14 protein-coding genes are annotated in these 13,125 nt (G+C 60.0%); 9 read left to right on the top strand and 5 right to left on the bottom strand.

Annotated elements, in window-relative coordinates; genetic code table 11:
- Window positions 1-111: 111 nt before the first annotated feature.
- From J0H39_19405 to J0H39_19420, 4 genes are all read right to left on the bottom strand, one after another.
- The gene (locus J0H39_19405; protein MBN9498925.1) at window positions 112-1,215 is read right to left on the bottom strand and encodes a glycosyltransferase family 2 protein; all 1,104 of its coding nucleotides are present in this window, start codon (window positions 1,213-1,215) and stop codon (window positions 112-114) included.
- A gap of 990 nt (window positions 1,216-2,205) precedes the next feature.
- On the bottom strand, window positions 2,206-3,579 hold the full coding sequence (locus J0H39_19410; GenBank protein ID MBN9498926.1) for an adenylate/guanylate cyclase domain-containing protein: 1,374 nt from the start codon (window positions 3,577-3,579) through the stop codon (window positions 2,206-2,208).
- A 5-nt stretch (window positions 3,580-3,584) separates the two neighbouring features.
- Entirely contained in the window at window positions 3,585-3,806 is a 222-nt protein-coding gene (locus J0H39_19415; GenBank protein ID MBN9498927.1) for a hypothetical protein, read from the bottom strand.
- Between the two features lie 36 nt (window positions 3,807-3,842).
- Entirely contained in the window at window positions 3,843-4,307 is a 465-nt protein-coding gene (locus J0H39_19420) for a hypothetical protein (GenBank protein MBN9498928.1), read from the bottom strand.
- An 850-nt stretch (window positions 4,308-5,157) separates the two neighbouring features.
- Between J0H39_19420 and J0H39_19425 the strand changes: the two genes are divergently transcribed.
- The 6 genes from J0H39_19425 (at window position 5,158) to J0H39_19450 (ending at window position 7,724) form a co-directional block, all read left to right on the top strand.
- Window positions 5,158-5,349, top strand: coding sequence for a hypothetical protein (locus J0H39_19425; protein MBN9498929.1), 192 nt, complete (start codon window positions 5,158-5,160; stop codon window positions 5,347-5,349).
- Between the two features lie 24 nt (window positions 5,350-5,373).
- Window positions 5,374-5,841 (top strand): multicopper oxidase domain-containing protein, encoded by a 468-nt coding sequence (locus tag J0H39_19430; GenBank protein ID MBN9498930.1) that lies wholly within the window; start codon window positions 5,374-5,376, stop codon window positions 5,839-5,841.
- Window positions 5,842-6,132: 291 nt separating this feature from the next.
- Complete coding sequence (locus tag J0H39_19435) at window positions 6,133-6,447, top strand: hypothetical protein (GenBank protein MBN9498931.1); 315 nt, start codon at window positions 6,133-6,135, stop codon at window positions 6,445-6,447.
- A gap of 33 nt (window positions 6,448-6,480) precedes the next feature.
- Complete coding sequence (locus J0H39_19440; GenBank protein ID MBN9498932.1) at window positions 6,481-6,780, top strand: copper-binding protein; 300 nt, start codon at window positions 6,481-6,483, stop codon at window positions 6,778-6,780.
- 65 nt (window positions 6,781-6,845) lie between these two features.
- Complete coding sequence (locus tag J0H39_19445; protein MBN9498933.1) at window positions 6,846-6,965, top strand: multicopper oxidase domain-containing protein; 120 nt, start codon at window positions 6,846-6,848, stop codon at window positions 6,963-6,965.
- Window positions 6,966-6,968: 3 nt separating this feature from the next.
- Window positions 6,969-7,724, top strand: coding sequence for a phytanoyl-CoA dioxygenase family protein (locus J0H39_19450; GenBank protein MBN9498934.1), 756 nt, complete (start codon window positions 6,969-6,971; stop codon window positions 7,722-7,724).
- 386 nt (window positions 7,725-8,110) lie between these two features.
- On the opposite strand, the gene J0H39_19455 is transcribed toward J0H39_19450, so the two are convergent.
- Entirely contained in the window at window positions 8,111-8,797 is a 687-nt protein-coding gene (locus J0H39_19455; protein MBN9498935.1) for a Crp/Fnr family transcriptional regulator, read from the bottom strand.
- On the opposite strand from J0H39_19455, the gene J0H39_19460 reads away from it, so the two are divergent.
- The 3 genes from J0H39_19460 (at window position 8,720) to J0H39_19470 (ending at window position 13,117) form a co-directional block, all read left to right on the top strand.
- Complete coding sequence (locus tag J0H39_19460; protein MBN9498936.1) at window positions 8,720-9,385, top strand: hypothetical protein; 666 nt, start codon at window positions 8,720-8,722, stop codon at window positions 9,383-9,385. The genes J0H39_19455 and J0H39_19460 overlap by 78 nt on opposite strands.
- A gap of 691 nt (window positions 9,386-10,076) precedes the next feature.
- Complete coding sequence (locus tag J0H39_19465) at window positions 10,077-10,577, top strand: DUF4396 domain-containing protein (GenBank protein ID MBN9498937.1); 501 nt, start codon at window positions 10,077-10,079, stop codon at window positions 10,575-10,577.
- Window positions 10,578-10,636: 59 nt separating this feature from the next.
- Entirely contained in the window at window positions 10,637-13,117 is a 2,481-nt protein-coding gene (locus J0H39_19470; GenBank protein ID MBN9498938.1) for a copper-translocating P-type ATPase, read from the top strand.
- Window positions 13,118-13,125: the final 8 nt, after the last annotated feature.

Consider the following 13,125-nt stretch of genomic DNA (forward strand, 5'->3'; position numbering starts at 1 on the left):
GGCAGCCCAGTGCCGATATGAGGGGATTGCGAGAACGTGCGGTTGTGCGGCCGCGCTTGTGCAAACTAGTGACCAAAGATCAGTTTGTTTGACGCCGTTCTCCCTCGGTGATCAAGAACGCGACCGCGTCTGCGCGCGATCCCGGTTCGCCTGAAACACCATGCGGACAACAAAACCCGGCCGATTCGTCGCCTCTTGATGGATGCGACCGATATACTCGCCTAGTACACCTATCGCGGCCAATTGCACGCCGCCGGACAGGAGCAAAAGTATCGCAACCAAGAAATACTCTGAGATATCCTGGTGATCCCAACCCCAGATATCGAACCCGAACGCCCGCTGCGTCAGCAGCAGGGCGAAAGCAGCGATGGCTCCAATGGACGAGATCAAGCCGAGGCCAAGAACGATCCTCAGCGGGACGCGGGAGAATCCGACTATTCCGTCAAGCGCCAGCTTGAAGAGCTTCCAAATCGGATACTTCGTTTCGCCGGCGGCGCGCGCTTGGCGCTCGTAGACCAGACCGGAATGTCGGAAACCAGCCCAAGCACGAAGCCCCCGTACGAAGCGGGTCTTTTCGGGGAGCGCGTTGAGCACATCGACGACGCTGCGGTCCATTAGGGCGAAATCGCCGGAGTCGAGCGGCATGTCGATACTGGCTATGAATTTGAACAACCGGTAAAATGCGGCATAAGCGGTGCGATGAAGCAGTGATTCCTTGCGCCCGGCGCGGACGCCGTAGACCACGTCGTAGCCGGCGCGCCAGCGGTCGAGCATCAACACGACGACTTCAGGCGGATCCTGAAGGTCGCCGTCCATCACCGCGACCACGTCGCCTGACGCGTGGACTAGCCCAGCGGAGATCGCTTGTTGATGGCCGAAGTTTCGCGAGAGGCTGACCACCTTCGCGCGCGGCTCGTCGGCGGCCAGGGTTAACAGAATCTCGCCGGTCCGGTCGCGGCTGCCGTCGTCGACGTAGACTACTTCGAGGGCAAAGAAAGGGCTGGCGCCGAGAGCGTCGATCAAGGCCCGGTGCGTCAGTCGAACAACCGCTTCCTCGTCGTGCATCGGCACTACCACGGAAAGCGTCGGAACGGCTTTGCGGCTCGGCTGAGCCGAATCCGTTCCTCTCACTCGATCCAGACCTTCCAGACCTTCGCCGGCAACGCTGACGTCGGCGCGCACCTCCGTGCCCGAATGCTGGCCGTCGTGGAGCACAGCCCTAGGCTCCGCGCCAAGAGGGGGGGCCGTCTGACTGCCTCGATTGGAGTGGACAAAGTGATCGACGGCCATGCTCTTATCTTTTCCAACTTGCAGGATCAATGCGCAGCGAATATATCGCTGGGATGGTTTTCTAGAATTTCCAAAAGTTGCTTGATTGAAACTTTTCATTACCGGTTAGCCGCATATTGACTTCAGCGAGTTTCGCGGCACCGTAGGCGTCTGCTTGTCGAAGCATCGCGTCGGGACGCTCAAAAAGAACCGGAATACGGGGGCCGCTTCGCCGGAGGCGCGGACCTTCACAGCCGCGACGCCGAAACAGTTTTTATGCAGTCGCCGTTGGCGATCGACAGAACCGGGCTGAAGGCATAGCTTCATATGCTCGCTGATATCCGAATTTTTCGAGCGGCGCCATCTGGACAACGAGAACACACACGGCTCGAAAAGTCGATCGATGAACGCGCCGCTAACCAGCTAGCTATCGACTTTACCCATGCCGAGCGGATGGGAGTAATCGTCAACGTAGTGTGCGAAGCGCCAATTTACAAAAGGCCCGAAGATGGAACGTCCTCTTGCAGCTTGATGGCCCAACGCCGCGCGGACACCCGAGCCGCACCGCGTTTCGACGAACATAAAGATTCGCTAGCTTGTTCCGCTGATCATCGGCAATTACTGAATACGGTAGTTGTTCAGGCCCTTGAAGGTAGGCAACGCCCTCGCCCGAGGGGACGAGGGTGACCCGCCAATCTTGTGGGTATCAAATCCGCTACACCCGGATCGGCCATCCTCGGCGGTCGCCTATTGCACCGGCGGCGATGCACTGAACGTGATAATCGCTTTTGTATTCGTATGGCTCGTCGCCATCGTCGTTGGAATTACCCACGCGGATTTCGGCGTGTGGCTTAACTTGGCCGTACGCTGGGGCTGAGCCTATCTGCCGCTTATGCTCACGGTTCTCATTCTCGACGCCCGGCTTTCGCCGGTCGCTCAGGGGCAATCGATCTCCTTTCGGCTCGCCCGGCGTGGCGTTCCGAATCGCGCTCGTGCTGTTTGATCGCAGGGCGACGCGTCGCGCTCCGTCTCCCGCGGCAAATAGGCGATTTCAAGCGTACCGTCGCGACCGGGCAGGCTGGTCGACCGGGTTCGCCAAGCGACCGGCGGCAGGCCGTCAAGCGCGGCGAAGACGCGCTCCGAAGCCACTACAGTCGCATCCAACATTTTGCTCATCCCTTCGAGTCGCTCGGCCACGTTCACGGCGTCGCCGAATACGGTGAACTCGTCATGGCAGCCACCTGAAAGTACGCCGCCGAAAACTTCCCCGGCGTGGATACCGATCCCAAACCGAGGCGCCGGAAGTCCGGCGCGCGCGCGCTCCTCGTGCCATGCAGTCAGCATCGTCGCTGTCTCCACGGCACATGCGATCGCGCGCTGCCGGTCGTCCGGCGCCGGACGGGGAAAGCCGAAAACCGCCATTACGCCGTCGCCGATGAACTTATCGACCGTTCCGCCATGCGCGAAGATCGCGCTGGAAACGATGGTTCGATACTCCGATAGGAGCCCAGCGAGCTCCTCGGGCCGGGTGCTCTCGCTCAAGCGCGTGAAGCCGCGCAGATCGACGAACATAATCGCCGCATCGCGCAGTGTAAGCGCGGGCAACGCCGCCGCGTTCTGCAGCTCTGCGACGATAGCCGGCGAGAAGAACCGCGCCAGACGGCCCCGGCGGCGCTCGACTTCAATGGCGGTCCGCACTTGCGCGTTGTGATCGCGGGTCAAGAGGAAGCTGACGAACGCGGCGAAGCCGAACGCCGTCGCAAGCGCAGCCTCTTCGGCGAGCAAACGCCAGTCGTGGGATGTCGTCGAACCCATCCGCAAGGACAGTGCCACGGTTGCTGCGAGAACGGCGAGCCAGCCGACCACCACGACTCCGGAAAAGATCAGTACCAGTTGCGGGCGTAGCCGCAGCGAGACCTGAGCAAGCAGAAGGAATCCGATTGCCAAAATCGGCGCGGTCAGTCGGTGGTTCAGCGGCTCGGTCGCGGAGAAAGCATGCGCGTGGAACAGCGATAGTACCAGCGCCGCGTCGATCGCGGCGTACAGGTTTGGGAACCATGTCGGTACCCGGCGAAGCGCGACCGCCAGGATCCCGATGGCCGACGCTGCGCCGTAACCGAAAACGACGGCAGAGTTCAGCCATATCAAGTTCTCGACCGCTCCGAGGTTCAGCAACAGTATGAAAAACGCCGCCGATCGGAGCCAAGCGGAACGCGCCTCGCGCCGTGCCCCCCAATCCGAGCCCGCCATCTTCGGATCGGGCTCTTTGCGGGCGATCCCTCGGATCCAGGCTCGGAAATCGGAACCCACGCGCGCTAAAACCTGAACAAGCGGCCGACAGTGCCAATAAACTGGTCGCGTGCGCCACGTTCAGACACAAGAGGGGAATCGGCGACGTAGACCATGAAGCGGCTGAAATAGGCAAGCATGTTGAGACTAAAGCCGCGCCCCAACGCGCGCTGGAATGTCAAATTGATGTCTACATTCTTGACATCGGATCTCTCTGCATCGACGGGAAGGTTGGCTACGTGGCTCATGGTGGAATCAATCCCTAACTTTTAAGAAATATGTAATTAGGACGCCGAGCTGAGTTTGATGCCGATGCGACCGGGCATCATCTCGATGGCGTGGAAACGATAGTCGACTGCGGCGTCGACGAAGAGCGCTTTGCGCGATCCGTCGTTCACAGCCCGAACCGTCACCTGTTCGATTTCCCTAGGGCTGCGCGCCAGCCCGACAAATCCGCCCGCTTTGATCACGCCGTCCAAGGTTCGAAAGCCGTGCAGCTTCAGGTCGTCGCTGAAAGAGCGCCCGCGCATGTATCGAACCGGCGGTTTGGCCGAAAACCAGCCAAACGGCGTTTGCGCGACCCCGACGAGCGCCAGAGCATCGATAAGGGGGACCGACATGTAGGATGCGCGGAACCAATCGGCGTAGCGGATCGCGGCCACGGACAATGGTTTCACGCTATAGTTTCGGGAGCCTGCGGACTTGGACGCGAGCATCGCGGCATCGCCCAGCGTGATTTCCCAGCCCAACGCCGGTCCGGATATCTCTGCCTGCGGCATCGAATGGCCGGGGGAATGCGCGGGTGCTTGTTCGGGCGCGAAGACGCTTAAAACGAAGTATAGAGTCGTCACGGCGAAGATAGAGCTAGAAAGGATTCGGAGCATAAGCTGACCGTGTCTAGGGAAGGGTGCTACTCTACGGCACGCTGGTATTCCCATCATGTCGTCGCCGTAACAATTTACTTCAATTCATGAGAGATAAATGATTCAGGGAAAATAATATTATATTTAAAAATACTGCAACCTAACGGCAATTAGATGGAAATACTTGTAAAAATAGAATTCTCGTTGCGGACGAATTGCGTTGTGTACGCAATATATATAGTATTAAAATATTAAAAACTATAAATTTTTGAATTTCTCATACCTTAAGTTCAAGGTTTGGAGAAAGGCGTGATTAGCCATCGTTCGGATTGGCGGAAAGTCGGGCCAGTTGATGATGTGGAGGAGAACACGCAATTCGGTCGATACACTGGCGGACATTTCTCGGCCCAATGTTGGGGCCTGGGTGACTCCGGTCACGTCGGCACCTGAGCGTTTGCACCCGAGGGCGGAAACGGTCCAGCGCGTATTGATTGAGGATCGGCGAGATCTGCTGCGATTCATCGTCCGAAGGATTCCGGACTCGATTGACGCCGAGGTGATCCTACAGTGGTTCACGGTTTGCGCGATGGAGATATCGGTAGATTTGCGCGAGGTCGCTTCGGTCCAACTCTGGCGCGCCCGTGTGCTGACATAGGCTATTGCCAATCACGGCGGGGGTATCGTCCGAAAGCGGCGCCACGGAATCGCCCTTGAAGCTGAGGAGACCGGCTGGGCGGTGTTGACGCACGACGAAGATATCGATACCGCGCAAATGTCGGCAGGAATGATGGGCTTCTTCTTCGTTGGTTCTCACGATACGCGTCTGCATGCCGTCGATCGGGACTTCGTCTTTTTGCTCAACGCGTTCGATATCGAGCCCTGCAGCAAAAGACCGAAGAACTCGACGATGCTCGACTTCAACCTGTGAGGCCGGAACAGTCGCGTATTCTTGGTGATCGATCCGCTGGTCGTTCGCAACGGCGACCGCGCGGGAATCCCGACCGGCGGCCTAAAGATGACTAACCAAACGATCCATCTCCACGGCTTCGACTTCGTCGTGACCGGACCGGACGGTTGCCAAGGGCTCCCGACGGCACGTTGGCCCGAGGTGGGCGCCGATATTCCCGTTGCTGCCATGCGGGCGATCAAGTTAACCGTGAGCGAGCCTAGCGATTGGGCGATCCATTGCCACAAGTCGCACCATACGACGAACTTCATGGGTCACTACGTTCCGACGATGATCGGCGTCGATCATCGCGATATGGTCCACAAGATCACGAACGTGACGCCCGACTACATGGTCATTGGTGAGCGCGGCATGGCCGATATGCAGGAGAAGGAAATGCTCATCTCGAGAAGCGCGCTCCTCATGGTGGCCGGCCGAGACAATCGTTCGGGCCGCTCGAGATGGTCGGGATGATGTTCTCGGTTGTGAGGGTCCGTGAGGGACTCGTGCGCAACGAATACAAGTATCCGAGTGGGTACAAGCATCCGCCCAGCACCGTCGCCTATGAATGGAAGAGCTGATTCCTCCCGCTTGTTTCGAGGGAGATTGGCATGAAACACATTCTAAGTGGGATTTTTGCGTTTTCCGTCGGCGCTTTGGCATCCATCGCCCTTGCCGCGCGGAGCCATGGCGGGAGAATTTCGCATTCGGCCATCGGCTAGGCGGGGCGATCCGACCAAGGTCTCGCGGACGCTTGAAGTCGTGATGAATGACCAGATGCGCTTCCTCCCCGACTGGATGACAGTGAAGCCGGGCGAGACGATCCGCTTCGTCGTCAAAAATGTCGGCGAACACGAAGACGAGATAATGCTCCTGACGAAAAAAGCAATGGACCACGCGAAGGTCACGCCGCAGCACCCTGGCATGGAGGATGACGCCGATAGCGCCGTTACCGTCCCGCCCAGCAAGACCGGCGAATTGGTCTGGCAGTTCATCCGGGTGGGAAACTTCATGATCAGTAGACTGATGCCCGGGCATGTAGAGGTCCGGATGCTCGGCTCTATCTCCGTTCGCCGCTGACGTAGCCTATCCAATACATACGAAGAAGAATCCATGCGCCGAGTTCTTGGTGGTATGGCGGCAATCCTCGTGTTTAGCGCCGGACTGTCCGGTCTAGCACTTGCGCAGAAGATCGATCGGGTGGAGGGCGAAGTCTGGCAGACCAGCGAAGCGGAGGGCAAAGTTACGCTGCGCCACGGTCCGTTGCCGAATCTGGACATGCCGACTATGACAATGGTACTCGCGTCAATGAAACCGACAATGCGTAAGGGTATCAAGGTCGGCGAGATGGTGAATCACGTCACCTCGAGCACCAAAGTCGTCTTCTACGTCCTCGAGATAACGAAGCCATAGGAGGCTTCGATGATTGGGCCAGTGCAAAAAAATCCGACGATGAAGTCGCGGTTCTCGTGGATGGGATGGTTGAGCTTCTGGCCCATTTCGATCAACTTATCACGAAGGACACGCCATTCATGTTCCACTGTCATGTCCTCGAACACGATGGCTCAGGCATGATGGGGCACTTCAAATCTGCATAGGCCATGCCGATGGATCGAGATGATATCGAGCGGTTTCGGAATGATGGATATGTCGTTGTTCGGTCGCTTTGTCCGATTTTTGAAGTCCAAGCGATTAGGCAAGCTGCGTTCCAAGAGCACAATCTGAGAGCGCCGCCGATGGAGCTCGAAGCGGATCTCGGATATCCAGGCGCGCCGTCGTCTATTGCCGCTCCAGGCGGGATCACGATTCGACGCTTATTGAACGCGGTCGATCGCAGTCCGATTTTCTCCGCATGGATGTGCGGCCCGAAAATGGCGGCGCATATCGAGCCATTGATTGGCGAGCCGGTAGCGATGTCGCGCGTACACCACAATTGTATAATGACCAAGCATCCGCAGCATGGAAGTCGGACTGACTGGCATCGGGACAGTCGATATTGGTCGTTTGCGCAACCGGCCCTCGTATCCGCTTGGCTCGCCCTCGGCACGGAAACCCCCGAAAACGGCTCCTTGCGGATCGTACCCGGTTCGCACCTTCTCGAAATCGCTGAAGACCGATTCGACGCCAAGAAGTTCTTGCGCTTGGAACACCCCGAAAACCGACAGCTTCTCGATCGCGCGGTCCGCATCAGTCTCGACCCAGGCGACGTCCTGTTTTTTCACTGCGAGGCATTGCATGCAGCGGGTCGAAACACCAGCGACGCGATCAAGTGGTCGCTGGTCTCGACGTATCACGGATTGTCGAACTTACCGATTCCCGGCACGCGATCCTCCCAGGCCCCGAGCATCTCTCTATAGGATTTCGACGTCCGACGTCAGAATGATCGGGACGGATTGACGCCGCTTCAAATCGAGGCTTCGGTGCCTTTGAGATTGCGGTTTATGCGGTATTCAATGAACTTTCGCTTGATCGACCGCGGTTTAGCTTGTCCCGACATCCGATAGCGATCTTGGCAAACAATGATCGCCATCATCTCAGAGCAATGACGAACGGACTCTAGTTCCAAACGGATGAGTTCATGGGCTCAGGCCAAGGGGAGCCAGCTTGCGCTGTTCGGCGTCTACGCTCATAGAACTAAGTGATCGGCTTACGTTGGGGAATGCATACGGGCTACCGCCTCGTCATCGGTGTCAATGAGCGTGGAAAAGTTTTTACGCAAACTAGTCGCTCTGTTCCAGGAGCGTTAATGCTCCCGCCGCTTGGCAATCTCTCGATAGAGCGCTTCCGCACTCGTTCCGATTTCGGCTGCGACCGTCTTCCAATCACCTTTGGCCGGCTGCCCGCCGTCATTTGCCGCAATCCAGGCGTCGAGGCGCTCGGCAACCGTCTTTAGCGAAAGAATTTCGGCGCGTAGACGCGCCGCTTGAACTTCATGCGCCAGATAGGCGGCCCACTCCGTTGCGAATCCTGGGCGATCGTTGAGGGCGCTACGCATGTCAGCTTTGTCGATAGACTGCGTTCGGGTCGGTCTGACCGCGACGGCGTCGCAGTGGTAGTGCTCGGAGAATAGAGAAGCCTCCGCGAGTACCGACCCGGCTCGCGCGCGCTGAAGCACAAGCCGTCCCCCATTGGCCTGAAGGCGGATGAGATGCGCCTCCCCTTCCACGATCTGATGGAGCGTGCGCACGGAATCACTCTGCCGAAATAAGTAGTTGCCAGCCGCGAACGCGTGCGCACGTGACGGCAGGAAGCTCAGAAGTTCGATAAGTGCACCAGACATGATCACTATCATGTCGTGCCCCGCGTCGATCTGGCAAGAGTCTGTCCTATGTATCCGAATGGAGTTTCTAAAATGAGAAAGCTCGTAATCGCCGCCATTATGTTGGCAGTGCCTCTCGCGGTATTCGCTCTTTATGCCGCCCGCGCACATATGCCGAGCATGATGACGGCCCAGATGGAAGCTGGCGCGCGCAACAATATTCCGCATCCATTGGCGCAGAACATGCGCAGCGGCATGCGGCACGAAATGCAAGATCATTCGCGGCACGGTTTCTCCTCCACTCAAGCGCCAGCGATGCCAGGACAGAATGCCTTCGGCGCCATCCAAGAGATCGTGGGACTACTTGAGGCAGACCCTGAGACGGATTGGTCAAAGGTCGATCTGGAGGCGTTGCGCCAACACCTGATCGATATGAACGACGTGATACTGAAGGCGGTCGCAACGGAATCGCCGGTCAAAGGCGGGATTGAGGCGACGATTACCGGGACCGGCCGTACGGTTGGCGCTATCCAACGAATGGTGCCCGCCCATGCGAACGAACTAAACAAGATGAATGGTTGGTCCGCGAACGCCGAAGCGCTGCCTGACGGAGTACGCCTCACCGTGACCGCTGCCAATCCCGCGCAGGCGACCCGAATTCGGGGGCTCGGCTTTATTGGTTTGATGGTCAGTGGCGCGCATCACCAGCCGCACCATTTGGCGATGGCGAAGGGCGAATTTGTACATGCCCACAACTAAACTGGCCTCAGGACCTAGATCAGTCTGATCTTGCCGGTTCAACCGCATCTAAAGCGAGGTGAGCATTTTGGGCTGATGAGGTGGTTAGCCCAAGCTGCCGGAACTGGCGTGCTCAATAGAATTTGAATCCATTGAAGGAGGCGTGAAACTCCTGCGGTCTCGGTACAGGATCAGAGGCTTGCGTTCAGTTAATATTGGGCGTTTTTGAACGCCATGCTTTCCATTGTAATCGTTATCTCTGTGTGCGCCAAAGTCGTCGCAGCTTAGACGACCGGAAATGGTCTAAAACATAGTCCTCTCCCAGCTCTAGCATGAAACAATCCGTTACATCGTGAAATCATCCTGATACGTGAGCTGCCTAAGGTCGAACTATGGGCACCCGTGTTCTGCGGGTGTGTGCAGAGGAGGGGAACATGATGGAACATGAAATGATGATGCCGGGGGGCATGATCGTCATGGGCGTCTTCGGCGTCCTCGTCGCCATCAATTTGGTGCTTGGGGCAGCCGCGCTCTGGAAATACCTAAGGTCGTAAGCGCGATCAGGCTCGGCAAGAAGCCAACCTTGCCTTATGGGAAGGCGTTGTCGGTCGAGCAGTCATGACGCTGAGGCATGGGACGGAAGCTTGACCTTCCAACGATGGGAAGACCGAGCGTGGCGGCACGATTGAACCGCCGCTCGATGAGGCTTCCGATGTTTGTTTCCGCCCATGCGCACCATGCTCATCATCGTCCGGAGATGTCCCGGCCGCGAGTTAACCTGAATCGGATTGCCTGGCAGGCGACGCTTCATTGCCTGACCGGATGTGCTATCGGCGAAGTCTTGGGCCTCGTGATCGGCACCGCGCTTGGTTGGTCGGTCTGGCCCACGATCGTACTGGCGGTGTCGCTGGCCTTTCTCTCTGGCTTCGCGTTGACGGCGTTGCCGTTGCGGAGTGCCGGGATCCCCGTCAATGAGGCGCTCAAACTCGCCTTTGCGGCCGATTTCGTGTCGATCTCGCTCATGGAGTTCGTCGATAACGCGGCGATGCTCCTCATCCCAGGAGCCATGGAGGCCGGACTCGCAGAGCCCCTGTTTTGGGGCAATATGGCCGTTGCGCTGGCTCTCGCTGCAGCCGCAGCGTTCCCGGTCAACCGCTGGCTGATCGCGCGGGGCCGGGGACACGCCGTCGTCCGCGCTCGCCACATCCACTGACCCGCTTGACCTTCCCGCTTTGGAAGGCCGCATCGACGTTCCCAACAAGGGAGACTCCGATGAACGCCGCCGTTTCACTGAAGCCCGTCCAATCCGCCTTCACCCTCGATGTCCCGATCGAGGGTATGACCTGTGCGTCCTGCGTCAGCCATGTCGAAAAGGCGCTGACCGCGATGCCGGGGGTCAAGTCGGTCTCGGTCAATCTCGCAAGCGAGAAGGCCAGCCTTGCGTTTGCCGACAGCGCGACCGTCACGAACTTGCCCGGTGTCGTCGAACGCGCCGGTTATGCGATCCCGACGGTGGAAGCCGAGTACACGATCTCGGGCATGACCTGCGCATCCTGCGTCAGCCATGTCGAGAAGGCGATCAAGGCCGTTCCCGGCGTGGCGGATGTCTCGGTAAACCTCGCGATCGAACGGGCGCATGTCAGGGCCTATGCGGGCCTCGTGCCGGCCGGTGCCGTCGAGACAGCTGTCGAGAAAGCCGGCTACGAAGCGAAGCCGGTCGCGGAAACGACCCGCGACGAAGACCCCGCCGACGCCAAGGCGGGGGAAGTTGGCCGGCTACGCCGTTCGTTGATCTGGGCGGCGGCGCTGACCTTCCCGATTTTCGCGGTCGAGATGGGCGGGCACGCGATCCCGGAAGTCCATTCCTGGGTCGAACTGACCATCGGCCACAAATACCTCAAATACGTCTTCTTCGTTCTCGCGACGCTCGTGATGTTCGGGCCCGGGCTGCGGTTCCACCGCACGGGTCTGCCGAAGCTGCTGCGCGGCGTGCCGGACATGAACTCGCTCGTGTCGGTCGGCACGCTCAGCGCCTACGGCTATTCGCTGGTGTCGACGTTCGCACCGGCCGTTTTGCCGGCGGGGACCGCGCATCTCTACTACGAGGCAGCGACGGTGATCGTGACGCTGATCTTGCTGGGGCGCTGGCTCGAAGCGATCAGCCGGGGCCGGACCAGCCAGGCGATCAAGCGCTTGATCGGCCTGCAGGCTAAGACCGCGCGGGTCATGCGCGGCGATGCGTTCGTCAAGGTCCCGCTCGAGCAGGTCCGGCCGGGCGACCGGATCCAGGTTCGGCCCGGCGATCGTGTCCCCGTCGATGGGACCGTCATCGAAGGCCAAAGCCATGTCGACGAGTCGATGATCAGCGGCGAACCGATTCCCGTCCTCAAGGCCGAGGGGGCTGGCGTCGTCGGCGGCACGATCAACACGACCGGCAGCTTCGTCTACGAGGCGATCCGGGTGGGGGCGGACACGCTGCTCGCCCAGATCATCCGGATGGTCGAAAGCGCGCAAGGCGCCAAGCTGCCGATCCAGGCGCTCGTCGACAAGGTCACCGCGTGGTTCGTGCCGGCCGTGTTCGCCGCAGCGGCGTTGACCTTCGCGGTCTGGTGGATCTGGGGCCCCGAGCCGGCGTTGACCTTCGGTCTCGTCAATGCGGTCGCCGTGCTCATCATCGCCTGCCCTTGCGCGATGGGGCTCGCGACCCCGACCTCGATCATGGTCGGCACGGGGCGGGCGGCCGAACTGGGCGTGCTGTTCCGGCGCGGCGACGCGCTACAGGGCTTGCGCGATGTCAAAACCGTCGCGTTCGACAAGACCGGGACGTTGACCAAGGGCAAGCCGGAGCTGACCGACCTGGTCCTCGCACCCGGCTTCGGGCGGCGGGACGTCCTATCGCTCGTCGCTGCCGTCGAGGCGCAGTCCGAGCACCCGGTTGCGGCGGCGATCGTCGCCGCGACGAAGGCGGAAGGCATCGTTCCGGAAGCCGCCGTCGGCTTCGCGGCCGTACCCGGTTACGGAATTGGCGGGCAGGTCGGCGGCAAGCGAGTCGAGGTCGGCGCCGACCGTCACATGGCGAAGCTCGGGATCGATATCGCCGGCTTTGGGGCGCAAGCGAGGGCGCTTGCCGCAGAGGGCAAGACGCCGCTCTACGCGGCGATCGACGGCAAGGCAGCGGCCCTGATCGCCGTCGCCGACCCGATCCGCCCGACGACGGCGGCCGCGATCGCCGCGATGCACAAGGTTGGCCTCAAGACCGCGATGATCACTGGCGACAACCGGCTCACGGCCGACGCCGTCGCCGGGCAGCTCGGCATCGACTCGGTCATCGCCGAGGTGCTGCCGGCAGGCAAGCTCGACGAGATACGAAAGCTCCGCTCGGCCGGCGGCGCCATCGCCTTCGTCGGCGACGGCATCAACGACGCGCCCGCACTCGCCGAAGCTGATGTCGGCATCGCGGTCGGGACGGGTACCGATGTCGCGATCGAAAGCGCCGATGTCGTGCTCGTCTCCGGCGACCTCACGATCGTCGCGACGGCGCTGGCGATCTCGCGCGCGACGATGCGCAACATCGAGCAGAACCTGTTCTGGGCGTTCGCCTACAACGTGGCGCTGATACCCGTCGCGGCGGGCGCCCTTTACCCGTTCACCGGCACGTTGCTGTCGCCCATGCTCGCCGCCGGCGCCATGGCGATGTCGAGCGTGTTCGTGCTTACCAATGCGCTGCGGCTGCGGCGCTTCGCGACGGCGTAGACGGGAGC

Source organism: Alphaproteobacteria bacterium (assembly GCA_017308135.1).
Taxonomy (GTDB): Bacteria; Pseudomonadota; Alphaproteobacteria; order CACIAM-22H2; family CACIAM-22H2; genus Tagaea.